The organism is Parabacteroides timonensis (genome assembly GCF_900128505.1).
Taxonomy (GTDB): Bacteria; Bacteroidota; Bacteroidia; order Bacteroidales; family Tannerellaceae; genus Parabacteroides; species Parabacteroides timonensis.
In genome coordinates, this window is sequence record NZ_LT669941.1 from 66,117 (window position 1) to 90,937 (window position 24,821).

16 protein-coding genes and 1 pseudogene are annotated in these 24,821 nt (G+C 39.5%); 9 read left to right on the forward strand and 8 right to left on the reverse strand.

Annotation, left to right across the window (positions count from 1 at the left end; translation table 11 throughout):
* Nucleotides 1-33: 33 nt before the first annotated feature.
* The gene (gene gltB / locus BQ7394_RS07960; RefSeq protein ID WP_075556964.1) at nt 34-4,548 is read right to left on the reverse strand and encodes a glutamate synthase large subunit; all 4,515 of its coding nucleotides are present in this window, start codon (nt 4,546-4,548) and stop codon (nt 34-36) included.
* A gap of 383 nt (nt 4,549-4,931) precedes the next feature.
* Between gltB and BQ7394_RS07965 the strand changes: the two genes are divergently transcribed.
* Nucleotides 4,932-5,336 carry a GNAT family N-acetyltransferase gene (locus tag BQ7394_RS07965; RefSeq protein WP_394333710.1) on the forward strand — a complete coding sequence of 135 codons (405 nt, stop codon included), beginning with the start codon at nt 4,932-4,934 and terminating at the stop codon, nt 5,334-5,336.
* Between the two features lie 38 nt (nt 5,337-5,374).
* Here BQ7394_RS07965 and BQ7394_RS07970 read toward each other — a convergent pair whose 3' ends face one another.
* The 3 genes from BQ7394_RS07970 to BQ7394_RS07980 all read right to left on the reverse strand — a co-directional run bounded on the left by BQ7394_RS07970 (nt 5,375) and on the right by BQ7394_RS07980 (nt 8,376).
* Nucleotides 5,375-6,919, reverse strand: coding sequence for a sensor histidine kinase (locus BQ7394_RS07970; protein ID WP_075556965.1), 1,545 nt, complete (start codon nt 6,917-6,919; stop codon nt 5,375-5,377).
* Nucleotides 6,920-7,019: 100 nt separating this feature from the next.
* Entirely contained in the window at nt 7,020-7,475 is a 456-nt protein-coding gene (locus BQ7394_RS07975; protein ID WP_075556966.1) for a GNAT family N-acetyltransferase, read from the reverse strand.
* Nucleotides 7,476-7,485: 10 nt separating this feature from the next.
* Nucleotides 7,486-8,376 (reverse strand): MBL fold metallo-hydrolase, encoded by an 891-nt coding sequence (locus tag BQ7394_RS07980; RefSeq protein WP_075556967.1) that lies wholly within the window; start codon nt 8,374-8,376, stop codon nt 7,486-7,488.
* Nucleotides 8,377-8,539: 163 nt separating this feature from the next.
* Between BQ7394_RS07980 and BQ7394_RS07985 the strand changes: the two genes are divergently transcribed.
* Nucleotides 8,540-9,247: a DUF169 domain-containing protein gene (locus BQ7394_RS07985; RefSeq protein WP_075556968.1), complete on the forward strand. Its 708-nt coding sequence runs from the start codon at nt 8,540-8,542 to the stop codon at nt 9,245-9,247.
* Nucleotides 9,248-9,342: 95 nt separating this feature from the next.
* Nucleotides 9,343-12,423 (forward strand): DEAD/DEAH box helicase, encoded by a 3,081-nt coding sequence (locus BQ7394_RS07990; RefSeq protein ID WP_075556969.1) that lies wholly within the window; start codon nt 9,343-9,345, stop codon nt 12,421-12,423.
* A 60-nt stretch (nt 12,424-12,483) separates the two neighbouring features.
* On the opposite strand, the gene BQ7394_RS07995 is transcribed toward BQ7394_RS07990, so the two are convergent.
* From BQ7394_RS07995 to BQ7394_RS08005, 3 genes are all read right to left on the reverse strand, one after another.
* Nucleotides 12,484-13,113 (reverse strand): SLATT domain-containing protein, encoded by a 630-nt coding sequence (locus BQ7394_RS07995; RefSeq protein ID WP_075556970.1) that lies wholly within the window; start codon nt 13,111-13,113, stop codon nt 12,484-12,486.
* Nucleotides 13,114-13,303: 190 nt separating this feature from the next.
* Nucleotides 13,304-14,329 (reverse strand): acyltransferase family protein, encoded by a 1,026-nt coding sequence (locus BQ7394_RS08000; protein ID WP_075556971.1) that lies wholly within the window; start codon nt 14,327-14,329, stop codon nt 13,304-13,306.
* An 898-nt stretch (nt 14,330-15,227) separates the two neighbouring features.
* Nucleotides 15,228-16,220: a helix-turn-helix transcriptional regulator gene (locus BQ7394_RS08005; protein WP_075556972.1), complete on the reverse strand. Its 993-nt coding sequence runs from the start codon at nt 16,218-16,220 to the stop codon at nt 15,228-15,230.
* A 127-nt stretch (nt 16,221-16,347) separates the two neighbouring features.
* On the opposite strand from BQ7394_RS08005, the gene BQ7394_RS08010 reads away from it, so the two are divergent.
* Nucleotides 16,348-16,758: a hypothetical protein gene (locus tag BQ7394_RS08010; protein ID WP_075556973.1), complete on the forward strand. Its 411-nt coding sequence runs from the start codon at nt 16,348-16,350 to the stop codon at nt 16,756-16,758.
* Nucleotides 16,759-17,066: 308 nt separating this feature from the next.
* Nucleotides 17,067-17,778 (forward strand): annotated as a pseudogene (rhuM, locus tag BQ7394_RS25390) (RhuM family protein); the annotation flags it as partial.
* 21 nt (nt 17,779-17,799) lie between these two features.
* Here the strand turns inward: rhuM and BQ7394_RS08020 are convergent.
* The gene (locus tag BQ7394_RS08020) at nt 17,800-19,152 is read right to left on the reverse strand and encodes an MATE family efflux transporter (RefSeq protein ID WP_075556974.1); all 1,353 of its coding nucleotides are present in this window, start codon (nt 19,150-19,152) and stop codon (nt 17,800-17,802) included.
* 157 nt (nt 19,153-19,309) lie between these two features.
* On the opposite strand from BQ7394_RS08020, the gene BQ7394_RS08025 reads away from it, so the two are divergent.
* The 4 genes from BQ7394_RS08025 to BQ7394_RS08040 all read left to right on the forward strand — a co-directional run bounded on the left by BQ7394_RS08025 (nt 19,310) and on the right by BQ7394_RS08040 (nt 24,759).
* A complete protein-coding gene (locus BQ7394_RS08025) occupies nt 19,310-20,143 on the forward strand; it encodes a helix-turn-helix transcriptional regulator (protein WP_075556975.1) in 834 nt (277 codons plus the stop codon).
* Between the two features lie 67 nt (nt 20,144-20,210).
* Nucleotides 20,211-23,159, forward strand: a complete 2,949-nt coding sequence (locus BQ7394_RS08030; protein ID WP_075556976.1) for a DEAD/DEAH box helicase — start codon at nt 20,211-20,213, stop codon at nt 23,157-23,159.
* A 157-nt stretch (nt 23,160-23,316) separates the two neighbouring features.
* A complete protein-coding gene (locus tag BQ7394_RS08035; RefSeq protein WP_075556977.1) occupies nt 23,317-24,072 on the forward strand; it encodes a uracil-DNA glycosylase family protein in 756 nt (251 codons plus the stop codon).
* 6 nt (nt 24,073-24,078) lie between these two features.
* A complete protein-coding gene (locus BQ7394_RS08040) occupies nt 24,079-24,759 on the forward strand; it encodes a hypothetical protein (RefSeq protein WP_075556978.1) in 681 nt (226 codons plus the stop codon).
* Nucleotides 24,760-24,821 lie beyond the last annotated feature (62 nt).

Genomic DNA, 24,821 nt, shown 5'->3' on the forward strand with positions numbered 1-24,821 from the left:
TCTAATGTCAAAAAATTATGTCAGAAATGCGGTTTAGTAGTCCTGTTGCATTTCCGCGATCTTAAGTTGTAACTTTTTCATTTGTTCTTCTTGTAATACCTTTTTATATTCGATCGGAACGACCTGTATGAATTCATTTACATATTTATCCCAGTTGTCCAATATCTTTCCGGCCAGATGACTGCCTGTATAATGATAATGCTTTCGGATCAATTCATGCAGTTCCTTACGGGTGGAGCTGTCTTCTATCAATGAAAGTTCAACCATTTCCATATTACAGTAATAATCGAAATCGCCGGCCTTGTTCCATACGTAGGCCACACCACCGCTCATTCCGGCAGCGAAGTTGCGTCCTGTTTGTCCGAGTACGACCACGCGGCCTCCGGTCATGTATTCGCAGCAATGATCTCCAACACCTTCCACTACGGCGATGGCACCACTGTTTCGTACGCAGAAACGTTCGCCGACACGTCCGTTAATATATACTTCTCCATCGGTAGCTCCGTACAACAGAGTATTTCCGGCTATTGTATTGTCTTCTGCTACGAAAGTGGAACGTACCGGAGGCATTACACTGATACGTCCGCCGCTAAGCCCTTTTCCCAGGTAATCATTTGCTTCTCCTTCTAGACGAAAGTGAATTCCGTGCGAGAGAAATGCACCGAAACTTTGTCCCGCTGATCCTTTAAACTTGATATTTAATGTATAATCCGGTAATCCGGCATTTCCATAACGCTTGGCTATTTCACCAGATAACATGGCACCTACGGAGCGATCCGTGTTGGTAATCGCATAATCGAGCGATATCTCATGCTGGAACTCGATAGCTCCTTTTGCATGCCGTATAATATCCAGGTCTTTTACGCCATCGATAGAATGTTTCTGCATCGTCGTATGATGGATGGCCGTATGGGTTGCCTGTTCCGGAAGATGAAGCAGGCGGGAGAAATCGAGCAGGTCATGTTTGGTTACGCCGTCCGAAGGTTTGCGAACGATCAGTTCCGTATGGCCGATAATATCGTCGAGTTTACTGTATCCCATTTCTGCTAGGTATTCACGTACTTCTTCAGCCAGGAAAGTGAAGAAGTTTACCAGATATTCATGCCGGCCGAGAAAACGTTTCCGCAGTTCTTCATCTTGTGTGGCAACACCTACAGGACATGTATTTATATGGCATTTGCGCATCATCACACAGCCTAAGACGATCAGAGCGGAAGTGGCGAAACCAAATTCCTCCGCTCCGAGCAGAGCCATCAGGACGATGTCGCGTCCGGTCTTCAGTTGCCCGTCGGTTTGCAGGCGCACCTGTCCACGGAGGCCGTTTATCACTAATGTTTGCTGTGTCTCAGATAAGCCCATTTCAGGTGGCAGTCCGGCATAACGGATCGAGCTGACCGGCGAGGCGCCCGTTCCTCCTTCGGCACCTGAGATGATGATACGGTCGGCCTTCGCTTTGGCTACACCGGCAGCGATCGTCCCGACACCGTTTTCCGATACTAGTTTGACACTAATCTCTGCTTTCGGATTTACATTCTTCAAGTCGAATATCAGTTGTGCCAGATCCTCGATCGAATAAATATCGTGATGGGGTGGTGGAGATATCAGCGAAATACCCGGTATGGAGTGACGGGTTTTGGCGATGACATCGTTCACTTTATACCCCGGCAACTGGCCACCTTCACCCGGTTTAGCTCCCTGGGCAACTTTGATCTGTATTTCATCTGCATTCACTAGATATTCAGTAGTCACGCCAAAGCGACCTGAAGCCACTTGCTTGATGGCCGATCGAAGAGAAAGACCGTCTTCACGTGGAGTGAAGCGGGTAGCATCTTCACCTCCTTCCCCGGTATTGCTCCGACCGTGTATCTTATTCATGGCCATTGCGATGGTTTCGTGCGCTTCCTTACTGATCGAACCGAAACTCATAGCACCGGTTACGAAGCGTTTCATGATTTCACCAGCTGGTTCCACTTGTTCGATGGGGATCGGCTTTTTCTTTTTGAATGTGAGAAAGTCGCGGAGAAAGATCGGTGACTCTTTATCGTCCACTTTATGGGAATATTCTTTGAATTTCTTATAACTGCCCAGACGCGTTGCCAGCTGTAACGTCGAGATTATTTCCGGATTCCAGGCATGCTTCTCCCCATCTTTGCGGAAGCTGTAAAGTCCTTTGTGTTCCAACATTTCATCGACCGGACGATCGAAAGCCTGATGGTGCAGTGCAATTATATCACATGCAATCTCGTCTAAGCGGATACCTCCTACGTTGCTGGTCGTATTACCGAAGTAAGTACGTGCCAGCTCTTCGTCTAATCCGACAGCCTCGAACAGCTTGGCACCGCGATAACTGCGAATAGTACTGATACCCATCTTGCTCATTACTTTAAACAGGCCTTTGCAGATGGACTTCACATAGTTTTTGCGTGCCGTTTCATAGTTTAATTGTACTTCATGTTTGCTTTCCAGTTCCTTCAGTATGGCGAAAACCATATACGGATTAATGGCACTAGCCCCATATCCCAGTAATAATGCGGCATGCATAACCTCGCGCATTTCTCCTGTCTCGACAACCAATGCTGTCTGTACACGTTTTTGCACTGAAATCAGATGATGATGTACGGCGCTTACGGCAAGCAACGAAGGGATCGGTGCATATTGCTCGTCTACATTCTTATCGCTGAGAATAATATAGTTAACACCGTCCATAACGGACTGTTCCGCTTTCTTACATAGTTCATCGAGTGCAGCCTTTAAACCTTCACTTCCTTTAGCGACTTCGAACAACATCGGAAGTTTCACGGAGTTAAACCCTTTATAACGGATATTGCAAAGCAGATCCAGTTGCGTATTGGTCAGGATCGGATGGTTCAACCGTACCATCTTACAGTGGTTTTCGCTGGGTACCAGGATGTTGTTTCCTACCGCACCGATATATTCCTCCAAACTCATAACCAACTCTTCGCGAATCGGATCGATGGGCGGGTTGGTCACCTGTGCAAACTGTTGGCGGAAATAATTGTACAGTAACTGTGGACGGTCGGATAAAATCGCTAACGGAGTGTCGTTACCCATCGATCCGACAGGTTCGGCTCCTCCTGTACACATCGGGACAATGATTTTCTCCACATCTTCACGACTGTAACCGAAAGCACGGAGGAGCTTGTCATAGTTATCTACTGTGTGAGGTATCTTGCGACCGGACTTTAACTCGTCCAACTCTACGCGATTTCCGGCCAGCCATGACTTATATGGTTTTGCTTCAGCTAATTGTTTTTTCAGTTCGCCGTCGTAATAAATTTCTCCTTTCTCCGTATCGACCATCAGGATTTTACCCGGTTGGAGCCGTCCTTTCTCTTTGATTTCGTTGGCTTCAAAGTCCATTACACCCACTTCCGAAGCTACCAGCATCATGCCATTCTTCGTGATCAGATAACGTGCCGGACGTAAGCCGTTACGATCCAGCATACCGCCGGCAAATCGTCCGTCGCTGAATAACAAGGCTGCCGGACCGTCCCAAGGTTCCATCAGGATAGAATGATACTCGTAAAACGCTTTCAGGTCATCCGATATCGGATTCTTTTCGTTCGAACTTTCCGGCACAAGCATTGCCATTGCATGCGGCAGGCTTAACCCCGAAGCCACGAGAAACTCAAGAACATTATCCAGTGAAGCACTATCGCTCATTCCTGGTTGAATAATCGGTCGGATACTTTCGATATCTCCGATAGTCGGAGAAGTAAGGACGCTTTCCCGTGCTTCCATCCATCCTCTATTTCCTCGGATGGTGTTGATCTCGCCGTTATGTGCCAACAACCGGAATGGTTGGGCCAGGCTCCATGTCGGAAACGTATTCGTACTGAAACGGGAATGGATCAATGCCAATCCACTCGTAAAATAGTTGTTTGTCAGGTCGGGAAAATAGTGACGCAGTTGCATCGATTCCAGCATACCTTTGTATACAATATTTTTAGTAGATAACGAAGCCACATAGAAGTCATTCTTGGCTGTTAAATCAGAAGCTGCTACTTTATTCTCGATACGTTTACGGATAACGTACAACTTCAGTTCCAGTTCCTGTTGGTTTTCAGAGCCGGTCACGAAGATTTGTTTGATATCCGGTTCGGTAGCTAATGCATCTTTTCCTAATATATCGCTGTTTACCGGAACTTTCCGCAGATGCATCAGGGTGAGCTCTTCCTTTTCAATCTCTTCGATCATAATGCTGAGAATAATAGAACGTTGCTCCTCATCTTTCGGAAGAAAGATGAGTCCTGTTCCGTATTTTCCTTTTTCGGGAACAGGTATTCCTTGTAATAAAATGAATTCGTGAGGGATCTGAAGTAGGATACCTGCACCGTCACCTGTTTTATTATCAGCGCCTTCTGCACCACGGTGACGCATATTTTCCAATACTTTAAGGGCTGACTCTACAATGTCGTGCGACTTTCCTCCGTGAATGTTTACCAACATTCCTACTCCACACGCGTCATGTTCATTCGCGGGATCATATAATCCCTGTTTTCTATTCAAATGGGTCTGTTCTTTCATTGTTTGTTGACCTTATGTTTGCTTAATATGTATTTTGTTGTCAATTTGCTTGACAAATATATGTTGTTTCTTTCATAATGATATATAGTGGTGTGTTAATTGATGACATTTTTTCTTTTATCAGAGATTAAAGTTTCTAATTGATATGAGAACTGTTAGTTTTAGTATTAATATGAAATTTATATTCCTATTCTTAATTGCAATTTGAAAGAGGGTGTTTGATAAAATAATATTCAAAAAACAATCATTTTGATCATTTTGGGTGTAGAATTTGCTTTACTTTGTCAGTAAATCTATCTTATATCTGTATAATTGATATTGTTTATAACGAGTAAATTCCGGCTTGCGGCGTTTTTTGTGGTGGCTGTCCTAACTATACACGGATAAAGAATCCTAGTAAAGGAGCAGCGTATTTGGATAGATGCGAACGATGTAAAACATTTCTAAATAGATATAATTGCATGATACATTTTGCTATTAAACTCAGAGGTGAGAATACGATTATTGGTGAAGCAGGTTTATTCTATTCCTTTTCAGATCTGAAGAAGATGGAAGTTGGTTATATTATCGATCGAATGTATTGGAATAACGGATATGGAACAGAAGTTTGTCAGGATCTGATCGATTATGCCTTTAGCCAGTTGAGGTGTACAGAGTTTATTGCCCGTATGTATGATCAGAATATAGGCTCTATCAGAGTTTGTGAAAAATTAGGATTTGAACATGTGTTGACAGGAGAAACAGAAAACAAAAAAGTCTTCCGGGAATACCGGAAGACTTCTGTATAATGATGTCTATTAAAATAGGAAATTAAATTAGAATAGTCTCATATCTGTAATACTAGAATAAAACGGCATCCTTTCTTATAATCCATATCGATAGACAGGTTTCCGTTCAACTTATTAGCGATCAGGGAGCAGATAGGCAAACCTAATCCGTCACCTTCGGCCAAATCCTTGACTTCGCTGAACGGTTTGAAGATATTTTCTTTTTGTTCGTTAGGAATACCGGTTCCATTATCTGTTACGATAATATGGCACAGATGGGCTCCTTTTCTTTTGAATTCCAGCCATATTTTACCGGAAGTGGTATATTGAGCTGCATTGTTTAATAAATGTAATAAAATACGTTCTAATTGTTCCGCATTTGTTTTTACTTCCAGTTGCGGTGCGTCTACGATGACTTCTACATCGGGGTGTATTTTATCCTTTACTTTATCCATTGTTTTCTTGCAGAAGGTACCCACATTGAATGATTGTGTTTCGTAGGGTTCCAGCAAAGAGCTTTCCAATGAAGACAGTTCCTGTATATTAATACTGAACTGTTTTAGTGCATCTACTCGTGCCTGGATAGATTCGGCGTGTTGCGGAGCTGTTGTTCGTAATTCGCCGGCTGATATATCGAGTTTATCGAGCGTAGGCTTCATCTGTTCCGATATACTTTGTATAAACAATGCTTGTTGTTCGCTATGTTCGTTGGTTGTCTGGATAATACCTTTCAGTTTCTTGTTGAGAACGATGAAACGCAGTAGCAGGAATGCAACGAAAAGTAATGCAGCGATAAGGATTACAACCAATGTACAAAGACCGACTATCATATATTGCTTGCCGGATAGTTTATCGTCTTTTTCCTGGATAGTTTGCAAACTGTCATCGTATTTGAGTTGTAATGCTCCTAATTCATCCTGTGCATTTAATGCTTTAACAGAATCTGTCCAGACGATATATTTTTCGTAGGTACGTTCCATCAATGGAGCATTGTTTGCTGTGCGGGCAATTGTGATCAGATTTCTATAGCAGTCACTTACCTTGTCGTATTCCTTTTTATCTTTATACTGGTTAATCAGTTTGCGGAAAGATGCGTCTCCCTGTTCATCCTGTCCAAAAGTATAATAATAATTGGTCTGAGTGTATAACAGGTCATCGGACAGTTTACTGCTTCCGGCCTGACTGGCCAGATTATCCAACGTATTAAGTTGAAGTTGAGCCTGGGCGGCATTCTTCAGCTTTATGTACATTTGTAATCGCTCTTTTGTTAATTGGAAACGTTGGTCATAGAATGTTTTCTGTGCTTTATCTTCCTCGGTTAATAGATATTGAGTCATTTGGCGGCAAAGGTCGAATGCCTCCTGATAATAGTTCTCACGATAATAAAGATATGTTGCTTTAGTCCCACAATCAATGGCTTGTGTGTAATCCCCTTCATTGGAAAAGGCTTTGTAGGCTTGAAGGAAAAGGTAACGGGCTTTAGTGTAGTCTTTCTGTTCCAGGCTACTTTGTGCCTGTTTCATTAGATCATTGGCTCTGTTTTCTGCCTTGAGGGTTGTGCAGAAACAGAGAACAAGAGTGATGATAAAATACATGATTCTCATAACTTCAAATTTAATTTTAAGCAAATATATGTATTTATTCAAAATCAAAGCATGAAGTTCTACCGAAAAATTTAATGAATGTATCTTTTATTTGTTGGAATTATGTTTTTATTTCTATTTCATATATCCGTGATTCGTCTTCCCAGGGATGGTATCCTTGTCCTATATATTTGAATCCCAGCTTTTCATAGAAGCCTATATGTTCGGTGCTGAGGTATAATTTGTTGAAACCAGCTTTAACCGTATCTTCTTTGGCTTTCTCCAATAAAAGGCTGCTGTAAAAATTTCCTCGTTGAGTTTCGTCTATATACACAGCGCAAACCCATGGATACAAGTCCATCCGGCTGATAAAATCGTTCGTGATCAGTCCAGCACAGCCGATGATCTGATCATCTTTCTCCAACAAATACCACTGTGGAAAAGAACTCGGAGAATCTATACAATGATTAATACTATCCTCATACATGACGGGATATACAGAAGGCCATTTACTTTGCAGATAGTTGATCGCTATGTCTTTGTAAGCCGGATTTTCTTTTACAGATATAATTTTCATGAGGTTGTATTTAGTGGGGTGAATGAATGCTTTTCCATTGAAGCATATTGTACTCAAAACTGACGGATAATTTGCCCAGATCTTTGAGCCAGGAAAGATAGGAGCGGATCGTGCTGCCTACCAGTACGTATTGTTCAAAGTTCATCGATAATCCGTATTTGTCGAAAAGCATCTGAAGAATGTTTTCGCTATTTTGAGGGGTGGAGCAGATTTCGAGCAAGGTGTCGGCTATCTCGTAAATCTTATTCCGGTTGACAGATACCAGCTCTTTTATGTCAGTTGTCATTTCTGCATGCGAAGGAATAAATCGTGCAGCCTGCATCTTTTCAACAAAATCCAGTGTTTCCAGGTAACGGGCAACATCGTAAATGAAAGAGACCTGGTATTTATTCAGAGTTGATTCACTACTGATGCAATCTGCCAGGAAAACGGTATCATCAGGAGTACGAAAACCTACCATATCAAAAAAATGGCCGGGTAGGGGAATGATCTCCAGTTCACGGGGGAAATCCTTATCAGTGAAAGGCAACGTCCGGCTTTCTTTCGCTAACAGGAATTTACTCCGTAACTCTTTACAGGGATATCCACCATATAAGAATGACGGTTCCAATATGGGATACTGTGTGAAAGCAGCTTCTATCCCGTTTGCAAAAACCGGACAGTCGATTTGTGCTTGTAAATAGGCATTTCCTCCAATATGATCTGCATTGGAATGGGTATTGATAATCCCTTTTATTTTCCAGTTTTGTGCAGCAGCAATCTTAATGATTTTCTTGACCGCTTCTTTATCGTTTCCGCTATCGATCAGATAAATATCCGTATCGTTTTGCCGATAGATACCGATCTTTGCCGGTGAGTTTATATAGTAGCTTTGTTCTCCTGCTTGTTGAAGTTCATACATAGCTTTTGATTTATATTGTAATGATTGCTCAAATATACTATATATTCTATATAATGTGATTATCTGCGAGAATCTTAAATTTTATTCTTAAGGAAATACAAAGATACTCTATTATAGAATTGAATTTTTCGTATATTTGACAAAACCAATAAATAATCAGATCATGGACATAAATGTATTTCTCAATAATTATCGTGAAGCATTTGGTGAAAAAGTGGATCTTCCAATCGTCTTTTGGTATTCAGAGCAATCGGTAAACTTTGTTGATAAAATCGGAGGATGTTTATTCAAATGTATGAAGGATGTCAGGGATGGGCAAACGGTTACTTTGAGTGTGGAAAATATCGGTTGTGGCGGTGGAAAATTTTATACTGGTTTTACAGAGATGCCCGAACGGATTCCCGGATTTGTGTCTTTAAAAGAAAAATACAAACAAACCCCTGAAGGCGTTTCTGAGTTTTTGGAGGAATTGCAAGTTCCGAGAGCAAAGATGGATTATCTGAACTTTACCCGAATGGATAAAGTAGAGAATTTCGATAATCTCGAAGGAATTCTGTTTCTGGCAACACCCGATATGCTTTCCGGCCTAGCTACCTGGGCGTTTTTCGATAATAATTCACAGGATGCCGTTACTTCTTTATTTGGCTCCGGTTGTTGCTCTGTAGTCACACAAGCCGTTATTGAGAATGCGAGAGGGGGAAAGCGCACTTTTATCGGATTCTTCGATCCTTCCGTACGTCCTTATTTTGAACCGGATATTTTAAGTTTTATGATACCTATGTCACGTTTCAGGGAAATGTACGATACAATGCGGAGTAGCTGTTTGTTTGATACGCATGCCTGGGGAAAGGTAAAAGCCAGGATGGAATAAAGAAATTTTGATATTGTATAAACCTCTATGCATTGTATTTAAAATGATTTAGTAATTTTGTTGGTGGTTAATTGAAACAGCTAACAAATAATACAATGCCAGATTATAAACATATACTTTCCTGTTGGCACAAACTGGAACATTTTTCTCCGGCTCTTCTTCCGAAAGATAATAGTGTAAAACGTTTGGGGGAGGAGCTTCCATGGATGCGTCCATTGGAAGCAAAAGATCCGAGAAAGACGATTCAATACACTATTTATCTGGGTGTCTTTTCTCTGACATCTGTTTCCGATTTTGTAAAAGAATTCTTTAAGGATGAAAGCGTCAATCCGAATCCGGTTAATGCCAAGGTTTGTTATGCTTCTATTAAACTGGATTGTCAGGGTATATACATACAAAATACATTTGGTCTTTCTACGATGCCTTGGGCATTGAAACAGTTGGAAGAAGATAAGGTGGAAACCGATACCTGGTCGGAGGATTTTAATCAGTTAAAATCTAATCTGTTTGAGCAATTAACCGAGAACCGGAAAGAACTGGCTGAAGACTTTCTGAGTTATTTGTCAGATACCCAGACACTCGAAAATCTACAAGAAATTCAATCATTAATCATGCGGAAACTGAAGTGGAGTACTTCTCCTGAAACGGATATATACATTCGTACAGAAGAAGTTTTCAAGAAAAATAACCCTTCAGATCCGGATGAATCGAATGCTGATATATTGAACAGTTTCTATATCGACGATTTGGAGCGGATAATTGCTTCTTATGAAAAAGAAGGTTATAATACAGCATTTAAGAATTATTTGAGTGCCTGTTTGAATGAAGATTTCGCTCATTCGGACCTATCCCTGCATCCTGAGATTCTGAAAGAAAGTCTGATTCCGGAAAATTACCCGGATGGTTGTTGGCCGTCTCCTTATGGGGCAAGTTTGATGCAACAGTTTGCTGTAAATACTGTCAGTAAAGAGTTGGCCGGTGAGAAACAAGAGGGACTATTTTCTGTAAACGGACCTCCCGGTACAGGAAAGACAACCTTGCTAAGGGATATTATTGCTGCAATTCTGGTGAAGCGTGCTAAAAAGATGGTTGGTTTTACTGATCCGGCAAAGGCTTTCCGTAAAATAGGTGAGGTACAGGTCAGTGATAAATATACTCCGTTTATTTATGCACCGGATCCTTCCATCAGTGATGGAGGTATTGTTGTTGCTTCTTCGAATAATGGAGCGGTAGAAAATATCTCAAAAGAACTACCCTTAAAAGGAGAAGTAAAAGGTTATTCTGATCAGGTTGGATATTTCCGGCAGGTTAGTGAGGAATGTCTGGATGAACAATATTGGGGAATAATCGCTGCTGTATTAGGAAATAAAGAAAATCAACGAAAACTGATCGGTAGCATCTGGAATGGGAATTCGGAGAAGGAAACCTATACGCTAAAGCAACAGTTAGCCGATTATAAACCCACAGAAGAAGAATGGTTAAATGTTGTATCGTCTTTTAAAAAGAAGCTCCATGAAGTCGGGGAAGAGAAATCCCGTCTGACCGGTTTTATGAAAGATGAGGAAAACAGAGAGAAGATTCGGATTCAGTGTGAAGATGCAGAGAACCGTTTGACTTTTGATAAGGAAGAATTGAATAAACGGGAAAATGCATCTGCTCTGTTGTCTGCTGAAATAGAAGAGGGTATGCGAAGAAGGGATGAAATAAAGAGTGAAATGCAACTGTTGCAGTCTACTCGTCCCGGATTTTTTACATATTGGTTCAGCAAGGAAGTACGAACTCAATATAAAAAGGCTGTGGCTTCTGTTTTGTCGGAATACAATAGGCAGACAGAGACTATTGCAGAACAGAAAGCCCGGTTACAGGCGCTTTATTCAGAAATAGAGAAGCTGAAAAAGAGACAGGAGAAGAGTAAAAAGGATTATGATAAAGTAAATGCATTATATACTCGGCTGGTGGATTCTACAGAAAAAACTCGTCAAGAGTTAAAAGGAGCCTATGCTGATGCTGAGTTTTGGAAACAAATCGAATCGAAGGAAACACAAGAAACCTCTCCCTGGTATTCTCAGAAACTGAAGCAGTTGCAATCCGAATTGTTCATCGAAGCGATGAAGGTGAACGAACTGTTTATACTCCGGGCAAATGCAACATCGAGTCGGATAAAAACGACATTGGATGGTTTCTTCAATTACCTGAAAACGGGTGGCGACCTTACCGAGAAGGAGATACAGGCGATGTGGAATACGTTTTGGTTGGTTGTTCCTGTCGTCTCTTCCACCTTTGCATCTATCCAGCGTATGTTCAGTACGTTGGGTGCGGCTTCTATTCCGTGGTTATTTGTAGATGAGGCTGGACAGGCCGTTCCACAGGCGGCTGCCGGGGCTATCTGGCGTTCGAAACGGGCCGTTATTGTAGGTGACCCTTTCCAGATAGAGCCTGTCGTAACGATACCGGAGCAGATCATCAATAATTTTAGTCGTTATTTTGGACTGGATAAGACGCAGATACATACTTCACTTTCCGTTCAGTCGATGGCTGACCGGGCGAATCCGTATGGCTGGATTACTAATGATACCTGGACCGGTTCACCTTTACGGGTTCACCGCCGTTGTATCGATCCGATGTTTTCCATTGCTAATGAGATCGCATATAATAATATGATGTATAATTCGACTCTGGGAGGTTCGTCTGGTTTGATTATGCAGAACGGATTTGTACAGGTTGAGGGTCAGGTGTGTGGTCGTCATTATGTACCGGAGCAAGGAACTGTCATCAAACTAATGATTATGGATGAGATCCGTCAATTACAGGATTTACCTGATTTGTTTATCATCTCTCCATTTTCGGAAATACCATCTGTCCTGAAAAAAGAATTGCGTCAACCGATAAAGCAAGCACTTGCCCCCTTTAAACCGATCGGAGATGATGAACTAAAGAAATGGCTGGATGCTCATATCGGAACGGTCCATACTTTCCAGGGAAAACAGGCTGCAGGTGTCATTTTATGTCTAGGACTTGATGAAAAGACAAAAGGCGCTGCTGCCTGGGCTTCATCCAAACCCAATTTGCTGAATGTGGCTTTGACACGTGCTAAATTACGGTTTGTAGCCGTAGGTGATGGAAAGGTTTGGTTGGGACAACCTTATTTTTGTAAATTGAAGGGATTGAGTGTTTGATTGTAGCAATTGTTTTTTATATTATAATAGTAAATGATTGAGAATTTGATATATATTGCTTTAAAAAAGGCAATATTGCTTCTCTTTGTAAATATTTATGATTATGCATATTGTAATATAGAGCAGAGGTAATCCATAGACACAGAAATAATATACAAATTGTACAAGGAAGAAATATCTTGTCTTTGTTAGAAATGTTTGGTATTTTGATAATTTGAAATAAGCTGTTTTTTCTATTTTGAACATGTCTAAATCTATGGGTAGATGATTGTCATAACGCATTAATATTTGTTCATACTCATTTGCTATTTGTTCAATTAATTCAGGCACAATATTGTTATTCATCTTGTTAAAACGTAATTTGTTATATAAGCTAGAAATTTCTAATGCACAGGTATGATAATTTCTTGAATGGACTGAAAAATTTTTTGCATAAGCAAATTGACTAAATACGAGAATTATAATTGATAGTGCGATAGATAGAAAAGAAGCACAATTGTCTGGTAATGTGAAGAAAGGAATTTTACATATATTTAGAACACTAAAAATAATTAGATAAGAAGAAATCCAACCTACAATTCTTGTATATCTTGTATCTGCTTCTTCACATCTTGTACTAGCCTTAAAACGAGCACCTTTTGTGACCCATAATTTGTAATTTAATTCAACTGCAAAATTATTATCATTCAAAAAAAACGACGAGTCTCATCTTTAAAATGATAAATGCGGCGAAAAAGCGGATCATAATCTTTTCCAACTTCTTTTTGCATTTCTGCCAAAGTCATTGTATCGGTAAGCATAAATGTATTGTTTAAGTTAACACTGCGTACACAAATGTAATAATAAACATTGATTAATATTCAAAGTCTGAGGTGTATTTTTATTTTAAATGCTTCCGAATGTATTTATTCACCGGTTTTTCAAAATAGCGGTACGACAGTAAGCTGCAACAAATGGTAATCAAGAGTAATATCGGGATTACTATTTGCCACGGATAATTCCAACCGGTACTTTTGTATAATTCTATAATAAACAGGTGGATAAGGTACATGGCGTAACTTATGTCGCCACCGATTACAAGATATTTATTACTCAGAAAACGGGAAATCATTCCTTTGTTCATTGCAAAGACATAAAGGAGCAAAGAGACGGGTAACCAATAATATACCGAATACCGATATACTTTAGGTAGTACACCGGCTGAACCACAATAATAAAACGCAATGAATAATGCTACCGCTCCGATTTCAAACCATGTCGCCCGATTTACACTCCAATTTCCTGTACTCTTGTCATACAGTTTGAAGAGCAACATTCCCACAAGGAAATCCGGTAGTCGAGTCAATGGATTCACATACCAGTAAGCCCGTATCTGCTCTTCAGGAGTGAAATACATACCACAGGCAACTATTAAACCTGTTGCAATCAATATCCAAAACAACTTACGGGTATCGTTTAGCCATAAAGCTAAAAATGGAAACAAGAAATAGAACAGTTGTTCACACCCCAAACTCCAGGAGGGGGAGTTGAAAGCAAAGAAGTAGTCCGTCTGTGGAATGAACGGGTGAACCAAAAATAATTGTGACACAAGTTTTAATACCGTATCCCAGTTCATAGCCAATAGAGCCCCTCCGATCAGAGGATACAACATAAGAGTGGCGATATGCAATGGATAAACTCGTGCGAAGCGGGCTATCCAAAACTCACGACGAGATATACTTTTGGATTCAAATTTTCGTTGATAATTATATGCGATGATAAAACCACTTAATACAAAGAAGAAACTTACCCCGACAAACCCTTCTTTATATAAAAAATGGGAGAAATGAGGATCGATCACATAACAATGTGCGGCAAATACCATCAATGCAAATATAAACCTTAACGAGGTAAGAGGTTTTATCATGTCTGAATTTTTATTTCTGATTATGGGTGCAAAGATAATTTAAAGTAGTCTCACGTCCTAACGATTCGTCTAATCATTACAGATTGTCATTTTGGTAATTATCCCTTCATTTTCTTGCTTTGTATGGAGAAGGGTAGGTGATAAATGCTCTTTGGAGGCTTCAGCAGAGGTTGAGGTTTATCATTAAGATTTTTGTAGGAGATAGAAAAAAAATTTAATAAGACAATAAAACAATCATCGTGATGATTTCAGGACTAGTGACAGGGAAAAAGCAAAATCTGCTGCAATCTGTCAACTGAAAATGAACTGTTCAGAAAGAGCTTCTAGCTTCCAGAAAGACATGTAAACCTAGTTTTAGAGTATAATCTCAAAGTAAATATCCTAATATTTTGTAGTGTTAAAATTTTCATCACAATGATTGTCCCACTTCATTGTGATAAGTGTGTGAAGTCATTGTGATGACTCTGCCCGGACATTGTGATGATAGAGAAGAATCATTGCAATGATTTCCGAAAGGGGAGGTGATAAAGAGAGGAAAACAGAGTGATAAGGTGGATTTTTCTTCCGGAACAGCTGTTTGAGTGAAAATCGCTGTTAGCCTGATCTGTAAAAATCGAACATTCTGAAAGTTATGAATGTTTATCTTTATCTTTTTGATCAATCCGAATAAAATGGAGAAAGAGTATGAAGAAAAGAGATTTTTATGGACAGATGCTGTTGCAGGAAGAGGATAAACGTTCCTGCGGCGATGAAAGTACGGCTGACCTGTATCGGGTAGTGCGTAATTACTTTTGATCTGTTTTTAGATTTGCAGCAAGATCGGTACGCTTGGCGGGTATCTTGGCAAAGATGAGATTGCCTATGAAGGGGTATTTAGATAACTCATCAATAAATCTATTTATTTGAATTGGCTTGGTGTTGTATGAAAATGTTTGCTGAAGAACTTGTTAAAGGCACTTTGGCTCTCGAATCCTAACAAAAAAGCTATTTCAACTAATGGTATTCTTTCCCGAAGGTATTTCCGAGCTAATTCTATACGCAAATTATCAAGAATTTGTTGGTACGAAGTTCCCTCTGATTTCAGTTTTCGCTGGAAATTTCGTTCACTCATATTGAATCTCTCTGCGATTGGTTTAAGGCTAAGGTCAGACGTTAAAAGGCTATGTGTAAGATATCTGCGGACACTACTCGACAGCAAGTCCTTGTTTTGCATATGTTTCATTTCTGCCATCATTTCTTCAAAGATCGGCAATAACCCTTTGTTTGCAGTTCGAATAGGAAGATTCAAGATCGTTTTTTTGAATGCCATACCCATCCGTTCTTTTTCATAGAAGACAGGGCAATCCAGATACTCCTCTATCAGCTTGTCATTGCTGTCTTCGCTATAAATTGTATATGCAAATTTAGGTCGTAAGAATCTACCGGAATAACCGTAAGCATATTGGAGTCCAATACCAAACTGGGCTTCGTTCCATTGTCGTGCGGCGACGGGGTACTTTTCTGTAAAACTTTCGGAGGAAATGATCTGATAATGAAAATATTCACCATCAGTAAATGTCTTGTGACGTGTTATTGAATCAACGTCTTCGATATTCTCTAATTTATCGAAAAAATCGGCGACCGTTTTGCAATCATGGTATAAATTGAAGTAGGTGGTAGTCACCATAAACGGGATCATAAAACCTGCTTCAAAACCAACATGTTGATTCCCGGATAATCTTACAATTTCTTCCATGTAACGACCGAAGATTCCCATCTCTATTTGGTTGATTGGATTGTCGAGTACACTTCGATTTGTTTCGAACTCATTTAAAATCCGATTCAGATCAATATTTAACTCTCTAAATTGCGTTAAGAAAACATTGAGTAATCCTACTGAGACATTCTTCATGTGAAATCATTTTGTCGTAAAAGGACAAAAATATGGCTTTATTTTCAATAATCATACTATCGGCCTTCCATATCTTTGCATTATAATTAGCACTCAATTTATCACAACAAAATTTAAATAATAAGTTATGCTGAAACTTGGAGGATATATTAATATTTTAATAGCAATCGGGCATGTAGTCAGCCTTTTGTGGGCTGAGCAAGTATTTGAATTGACAGGTGTTGCTGATGAGATGGCATATCTAATGCAAATACATTCAACGCTGCCATATTTACTGACTATTTTAGTTGTGGTCGCTTTTCTTATTTTTGGATTATATGGTTTGTCGGCTGACGACAAATTCAGGAAGTTACCATTTTTGAAACCGGCTATTTTTACAATTGCGGGAATCTATTTACTTCGAGGTATCGCTGGATTTATTCCCATAATTGCAGGTCAATTAAAATATCCTACTTTAGATACTTGTTATTCATTGATAGCTGTTTTCGTTGGACTATTATATCTGATCGGCGGAATTAAAAAATGGAGAACAAAATAGTTTTATTTGCTTTGTGTTTCCGAAAGAACTTCTGACAACAAAACTTGGAAAGTGTTTCCAGATAGGTAGTACAGGGTTCTGGTTTGTTAGGGCAGTTCAGCAATTTGCATTTTGGAAACAGGGAGAAGTTTCTACAATTATTTGGACTTTATTTTTCTTATTGGGGCAGTCCTGTTCCTTGTTCCGGCAATGCGAAAACATGTCTAACTAAAAACCGAATAAAATATTAAATATATTCGGAAATAGTTTTAACTTTGTAGCCAACAAAAACGTTAGGCTATGAAAAATAAAGGAGAAATCATTCTTTACATATCAATAATGCTTTAAAAGAAGAATTAAAGAATTTATCAGTTGTCGCAAATTTTGCGACAACTGCAAGAGATGGCAAAACTTATAATATGGAGTACTATAATTTGGATGTCATTCTTTCTGTTGGCTATCGTGTAAAATCTCAATCCGGTATCCAGTTCCGTATTTGGGCAAATAAAATATTAAAAAATTATTTATTAAAAGGATATGCTGCTAGTCAACGATTTATTCGATTAGAACAGAAGATTCAAGAGCATGATTAAACTCTTGCTGAGTATAGAGAAAAGATTGATTTTTTTATCAAAACTTCTCTTCCTCCTGTTGAAGGCATCTTCTTTGACGGTCAGCTATTTTGATGCTTATAAATTTGCGGCAGATTTGATAAAGTCTGCTCGCAAATTAATTATCCTCATAGATAATTACGTGGATGAAAGTGTATTGATGTTGCTAACTAAACGAGATGTAAATGTTGCAGCAACAATTTATACAGCACAGATATCAAAACAACTGACCTTGGATTTGCAACGGCACAATGCTCAATACGAACCTATCATAATCAAACAATTCAAACAATCGCACGATCGTTTTCTGTTGGTCGATGAAAAGGATATTTTTCATATCGGTGCTTCCCTGAAAGACTTGGGAAAGAAATGGTTCGCTTTTTCAAAACTCAATCTTGACATGAATGATATAATGAGAAAGATTGTTTGAGGTTGTAAAGTCTGTATGTAGTTAAAACTGTTGTTGTCTTCGCTTTGCGAAAACAACAACAGCAACAACAGAAGCCGAAAGTATTTCAGCAACCGGAACCGATAGCCAGATACCTACTGTGCCAAACCACACTGGCAGGATCAAAAAGCAGATCACCGGTAGTATTCCACGTATCGTAGTGAATACTAGTGCCCGTTTGACATTGCCAATCGACATGTAATATCCAATAGCGACTACATTGATCCCGAAGAAAATAAAATCTAACGAGAAATAAGGTAATCCTTCAGAGGCCAATATTCCGGCAGGATTGGTTATGTCGGGTATAAACATCGATACAATCGTTTGATTGAATAAAGTGGATACCAGAACAAAGAATATACTGATACCTATTGCCGAGAATAAAGCCAGCCGGACGGCTTTTATATAACGGTCAGGTTGTCTTAATCCATAATTATAGCTGACAATCGGTTGTGCAGACTGTATAACAGCATTGAAAACCATGAATACAACAGGAAACAGATAGTTTATTACACTAAAGGCTGCCACTCCATCCACTCCGATATAACGGCTGAATATATAATTGCCGGTTACTGCCATGATTGAAATGGTTATTTCACTTAATAACACTGGAAATCCTAATCGACAGATCGAAACTGTATTGCTTAGAGCAAACCGTATATTTCTCCCGTTGATACGAGGTTTGACGAATCGTATGGGTGAAGATCTTCTCATCAGGAAACAGATAAGCATGATCGTACCTACGGTCTGTCCCAGTCCTGTTGCAAAAGCTGCACCGAATAATCCCCATTTGAAAACAAAGATAAACAGGTAGTCGAGTATAATATTTAGTATTGTGGCAACACTTAAACAGAGTAAACTGTAATTAGGGCTGCTTATCCTGACAAAGAACGGTAGCGAACTCAGGGCCATCTGGAACACTGAAAAACATGCAAACGTGATCAGGTATTCGCTGGCCTGGCTAACGATAGCCGAAGGAGCCCCAAGCAAGATCACAATTTCGTCCGGAAAACATACTCCAATGATGGAACACAGGAGCATCAATAGTGAGGAGATGATGAATGACTCGGTTATCACCACATTTGCATTACCTCGTTTTCCTCTTGATAGCTGGATCGTTGCAATAATTGCCGCTCCCATACCAAACATCAGGCCTATACCGGTCATGACGGTGAAGATCGGAACTACTATATTGATGGCGGCCAGTGCATCGCTACCAAGACCATTTCCCACAAATATTCCGTCGACAATAATAAACAGGGCACCGAATACCATTCCCAGGATATTAGGAATTAATTGTTTAATAAACAACTTCCCGATACTTCCGCCTGCATAGTCCATTTTTAATTTTGACATTACTGAAATGTTTTAACGATTTGTTTTTAACGCAGCAAAGGTAAGCTGATGTAAATAGTTAATCCTTTTCATAAGTACGACTATATTGTTCATAATCGCAACTGTCTTGCCTGTTTTATCCATAAAAAGTACTATTTTTGTGTATTAAAATAAACTGATGGAAAAAGATCTTTCACTCTTTAACGGAGCATTCTGGTATGATGAGATGAACCTGGATATACTGCTTAACTATCCGTTCAGGATGGAGGGTGGTTTTATTTTGTTGTGCATAGAAGGGGAAGCTGTGGTGTCGGTCGGTGTACAGAAATGTGAGATCACGCGGAATACGGAAATGATTGTTTTACCGGGTACTACTTTTTATCTGTTGAATGCTTCGGATACGTTTCGTGTCAGGATATTGACTTTCCCAAAAGATATGTATGATGAGGTAAGTCTTCGTCTGGGAGTTCCTTTTTCCAGTTATCTTCGTGAAACACCCAGTTTTACTTATCCTATAGGCTCTCCACTGCTAAAAAAAATCGAAGTATGGATGGATATGGGAAAACTGATCTATGAAGATAAAGGTAATCAGTTTAATGCTTTGATGTTGCGTAATTTTATACAGAACTATCTTTTATGGTTGTATGATAAGTGTATACATTATTTTGAGCAAACAGTAGGTAAGTTTAGCCGCAAACAGGAGCGGTATCACCAGTTCATGTCTTTGCTCGATACCCATTGCCGCGAGCAACGTGATGCTTTGTTCTATGCCGATAAACTTTGTATCACGCTCTCGTACCTCCGGATGGTCTGTCATGCCTGTAGTTCCTTTGCTTCACCGAAAGAGATTATTGACAAACGGGTGATCCTGGAAATAAAAGTGCTACTTCAATCTACCGACTACACGATACAGGAGATATCCCAGTTGCTCCATTTTCCGGATCAGTCTTATTTGGGACGTTATTTTAAAAGGCATACGGGGATGTCGGCAAGTGAATACAGGGAATTGTAAACAAAGAATGCTGTTAAGAAGCTTTTTTCTTGTAACTTTGTTCTATCAATAAAAAAAGAACAACTGAATGCCGGAAAATCATCTTTTGATAATCGCATTAAGTAACCATTCCAATCTGGGACCTTTGCTTATTCCTTATTTTGCCAGGGAGGTATCGCCGGGGGTGATCAGTGTGGAGGAACAGGTTTCGCACGCCGGAAAAAAAAATAATCTGTCTGAATTGGAAAGACAGATTATCGCTATTGCCGAAAGCTACTCGGAGAAAAATCTAATGAAGGTCTATTCGAAGGAACGAACGGTTACCGGTTTTCTGAAGTCGGTGACGACAGATATGCGGCAAAAGCTGATTCGTCCTTTCATTGATAAGAAGATCAGGCAAATGATCCGACTGATGCAAATTCATAAAATACCGGTATATAATAAGGAGGCAGGAGTGAAGTTGCTTTATGAGCATGACCGGGTGTTGTTTTTCGAACATGTGGCAGAAGTTTCTTTTCGTTTTGAGATTACGGAGCAGACCTTTCGTTATACTGCAATTTGTAAAATGAATGGTGAAGAGATCTCATTACAGCAAAAACGGCGGTTTATGGTCTTTTCTTCTAAACCGGCAGTATTGTTTCTTGACAGCCATCTGCTTGTTTTTAAGCGGATAGAAGCGGCGCGGCTTGTTCCTTTCCGGTTTAAACGGTATGTGGAGGTTCCGGTTGCGGAATTAAATAAATATATGGAGAAGGTGGTGCTTCCATTGATAAGCGATTATCCTGCCATTCCTATGGGTTTTGATATCATTCGTGAGTCGTGTGCCTGTGTTCCGGAGTTGTCGGTCGAGAGATCGATCAATGATGATCCGGTCTTACAACTCCACTTTCGTTATGGCGACCATTCCTTTTCTCCGGGACAGGAACCCCGTTACGCTTATCCGTCTTTGAAGGAAGAGGAGGGGAAGCCGGTTGTATATTACTTTGTACGTGATATCAGACTGGAGCAAACCTATGTCGACCTGTTAAAGCAATGGGGGTTCCGACAGGTGTCCGATACCCAGTTTGCCAGGAATGACCTGGAGGGAGATCATACTTTCGTCGATTGGTTGCAGCAACATCGACAGGAACTACAAGCCTGTTTTTCTTTTGTAAAAAAGGAAACTTCTCTTTCTTTCTATTTTGGCGAAGTGTCGTTGACACAGGAGATTGCCTCTTCCCCTGATTGGTTCGATATCCGAATAACTGTCAGGATTGGTGATTATCAGTTCCCTTTTATCCGTTTTAAGAAAAATATTCTGGAAGGGAAACGCGAATTTATTCTACCTGACGGTCAGATCGCTCTGTTGCCGGAAGACTGGTTTGAGAAATACAGTGACCTCTTTGCTTTAGGCGATGGAAAGCAGGAGGAGATTCGGGTTCGTAAAATGCACTTGGGGCTTGTTGCCGCATTGGAAGAAGGACAGGATTCTATACAAAAAGAATATGTACGGAAAGAGTCGGTGGCAGTACCTCCGAAGATAAAAGCGACTTTACGCCCTTACCAGCAGGAGGGTTTCTCCTGGTTGGTTCATTTGGCGGTAAACGGTTTCGGTGGTTGCCTGGCTGATGACATGGGGCTGGGTAAAACCTTGCAGACTATTTCTTTATTGCAACATGTATATGACCCGAGCGAACCGGTCTGTATAGAATATACTCCGGTATCATCGGGAAAAGTGACGGTAGATCAGGACGGACAATTCTCCTTTTTTAGCGAAGGACTACCTGTTGAGACAGAGCACGATACGGTTAATTTCAGGGTAGAGACTCAACAAAACCTACCGGCGACTTTGATCGTTGTTCCTACTTCTTTACTTCCGAACTGGAAAAGGGAAATACGGAAGTTTAGTTCATTAAGCGTTTATTCTTATACTGCTATTACAGAGCAAAAGCGGAAAGACCCTTGTAAGAGTTTCAGCCGTTATAATATCGTTCTGATCACCTATGGATTACTTAGAAGGGATATCGACTTGTTAGAAAATTATCGTTTTACTTATGTGATACTGGACGAAAGCCAGAATGTAAAGAATCCGGCATCGGCAACCTATCATGCGGTAGTCCGTTTGAAAAGCGATCATCGTCTGGTATTGACCGGAACACCGATCGAGAATTCTCTAAAGGATCTTTGGGCGCAATTTAACTTTATCAATCCCGGTCTGCTAGGTTCTTCTGACGGTTTTCGGAAACATTTTATTCTTCCGATCACCAAAGAAGGAAATGAGAAGGTTGGAAAAAGATTACAACAAATTATACGTCCTTTTTTCCTGCGACGTACGAAGTTACAAGTAGCACCGGAACTTCCCCCGTTGACGGAAGAAGTAATTTATTGTGAGATGACACCGGAGCAACGTGAGATTTATCTAAAAGAGAAAAACGTCCTGCGTAATACGATTTTGCAGGAACGAAACAAAAACTCTTTTGTCGCTTTAAACGGTATTACCCGTTTGCGTCAGCTGGCAAACCATCCACAAATGGTTATGCCTGTGTATCTGGGCGGTTCGGGAAAGATGGAGCAGATATTGGACGCTTTCGAGACATTGGTCAGCGAAGGGCATAAAGTCTTAATATTTTCTTCTTTCGTCACTCATCTTAATCTGTTGGCAAGAGCTTTTATTGAACGACAATGGAAATATGCAATGCTTACAGGCAGCACACTCGACAGAGAAAAAGAGATTACCCGCTTCTCTACCCAAAGCGATGTCTCTGCCTTTTTCATATCCCTGAAGGCGGGTGGAGTTGGTTTGAACCTGACGGATGCCGATTATGTGTTTATCATCGATCCCTGGTGGAATCCGGCAGCTGAACTACAAGCCGAAGGTCGTGCACATCGTATCGGGCAGGAAAAGCAAGTCTTCGTATATCGTTTCATCACTGCGGACACGATTGAAGAAAAGATACGTAACCTACAGGAATCCAAGAGTGAACTGGCCGAAACCTTTATCTCTGAAAACGATCCGTTAAAGTTGTTGACAGACCGTGAATGGGAAGAGTTATTGTGATTTGGGTAAAACTAAAGTTTTAGTAAATTGTCATTCATATTTTCTTTTTATTTGTATATGGGCTGTAAGTCTCGATTATCATGATTTTTTATTTTGTAAAGATGATCAAGATGGAGTTTATTGACTGAAATAAGATTGATTGAAGTTATTTGTTATTATGGAAATAAATGAATTGAGTAGTAAATTTAATAGCTTAATAAATAATGAGATAATTGAGCTTGATAGGCGTCTTCAGATATTTGATTCCGAATGTAAGTTATATAAAGGGATACAGATATTAATGACTCCTTTGGTATATAAACCTAAAATATTGTTTGTTGGAATTAATCCAGGAGACGGTTATTATAAAAATGAAGGAGAAGGAAAACCTGTATCAATAACAGATAATATAAATCCTCATAATAATAATCTTTTTAGTGATTATCGTAAGGCGCATCCTTGGCCGATTGCGCGATTGATGACTTCTTTATTTTCTGACAAGAAGGATTTTTATCAATTGAGAGATGACATGGTTTGGACTAATTGTTTTCCGATAGCAACACATACTGAACGGGATTTGAATAATTTGTTTAAGGAAGCAGATACCTGGATGGCTAAAAAAGAGAGAGATGGTGAATTTGTTGGGCGATATAGATGTTATCCTTGTTGTCATCGTTTTATTCATGAATTGGCTTTATTAATAGAACCTAAGATTATTATTTGTCTAGGAAAGAGGGCCTTTGAAGAGTTTCTAAAGGAAGATTATACCGAGACTAAGGATATTGAAGTTATTAATAATTCCTTTAAACGGAAATTGGCAGTCTTGAAAGGCGGAATTCCTGTGATAGGTTTTAATCGATTTTATAGTTCATTGGCCAAAGGTGTTGATGTAGTGTGGTTGCGGGATATGATAATTAATACAATTAATAAATAATACATAATGAAAAATGTAATAGAGTCAATAATAGAAGAGTTGGCAGTCAGACTGAAAGATGGTATGTACACTGAAGGGAAAAATGAATATAAGGAAAATGCTTGTCGATTGATTTTTCCTCGAAAGTATACAGATGGTCGGTCAACTAATCAGCGCATTAGTGAGCAGGAGGCTCGGTTCCTTTTTATTCATTTGTTAGAGTCACGAACAAATGAACATGATTTTTATTATTCAGTAGAAACTCCAACAAGTGGTAAATATTATTTTAAGGGAGAATCTCTGAATAAAAGATCTGCTAGCTTTGATCTAACTTTATATAGAAAAGAAGAGAATCATCTTTTAAAAAGATATTGTCATATAGAATTTAAATGCGGAAATGAAGATACAATCAAAAAGGATTTGATAAAACTATTATATGATGAACATCAAGAGAGTAATGAAAATTACTTTATACATGTGATTAGTAATACGAACTCTGGAACTCTGGAAAGTTTGAAAAAGAAATTTGATTTCTCAGATGAGAGATATCAAAAGTTGATACAGGATTTGGAGCAGGAAAGACTGATTGTTACAGATCGGATTATCAATGTGTACTTTTTAATTATAGGGAATATGTATGGAGAAAGTGCAGGTACATGTCGATTACAAAAATATAAATTTAGAGATAAAACATTTGAGTCTTGTTAATTTAGGAAGATGGAAATGGGTATATGTTTTCTTTGTATAGAGTGAATACCCCAAACAATTTA

Bases quoted from the DNA above. Each gene is read 5' to 3' on its own strand.
- gltB (WP_075556964.1), bottom strand. From the start codon at position 4,548: ATGAAAGAACAGACCCATTTGAATAGAAAACAGGGATTATATGATCCC.
- BQ7394_RS07970 (WP_075556965.1), bottom strand. From the start codon at position 6,919: ATGAGAATCATGTATTTTATCATCACTCTTGTTCTCTGTTTCTGCACA.
- BQ7394_RS07975 (WP_075556966.1), bottom strand. From the start codon at position 7,475: ATGAAAATTATATCTGTAAAAGAAAATCCGGCTTACAAAGACATAGCG.
- BQ7394_RS07980 (WP_075556967.1), bottom strand. From the start codon at position 8,376: ATGTATGAACTTCAACAAGCAGGAGAACAAAGCTACTATATAAACTCA.
- BQ7394_RS07985 (WP_075556968.1), top strand. From the start codon at position 8,540: ATGGACATAAATGTATTTCTCAATAATTATCGTGAAGCATTTGGTGAA.
- BQ7394_RS07990 (WP_075556969.1), top strand. From the start codon at position 9,343: ATGCCAGATTATAAACATATACTTTCCTGTTGGCACAAACTGGAACAT.
- BQ7394_RS08000 (WP_075556971.1), bottom strand. From the start codon at position 14,329: ATGATAAAACCTCTTACCTCGTTAAGGTTTATATTTGCATTGATGGTA.
- BQ7394_RS08005 (WP_075556972.1), bottom strand. From the start codon at position 16,220: ATGAAGAATGTCTCAGTAGGATTACTCAATGTTTTCTTAACGCAATTT.
- BQ7394_RS08010 (WP_075556973.1), top strand. From the start codon at position 16,348: ATGCTGAAACTTGGAGGATATATTAATATTTTAATAGCAATCGGGCAT.
- BQ7394_RS08020 (WP_075556974.1), bottom strand. From the start codon at position 19,152: ATGTCAAAATTAAAAATGGACTATGCAGGCGGAAGTATCGGGAAGTTG.
- BQ7394_RS08025 (WP_075556975.1), top strand. From the start codon at position 19,310: ATGGAAAAAGATCTTTCACTCTTTAACGGAGCATTCTGGTATGATGAG.
- BQ7394_RS08030 (WP_075556976.1), top strand. From the start codon at position 20,211: ATGCCGGAAAATCATCTTTTGATAATCGCATTAAGTAACCATTCCAAT.
- BQ7394_RS08035 (WP_075556977.1), top strand. From the start codon at position 23,317: ATGGAAATAAATGAATTGAGTAGTAAATTTAATAGCTTAATAAATAAT.
- BQ7394_RS08040 (WP_075556978.1), top strand. From the start codon at position 24,079: ATGAAAAATGTAATAGAGTCAATAATAGAAGAGTTGGCAGTCAGACTG.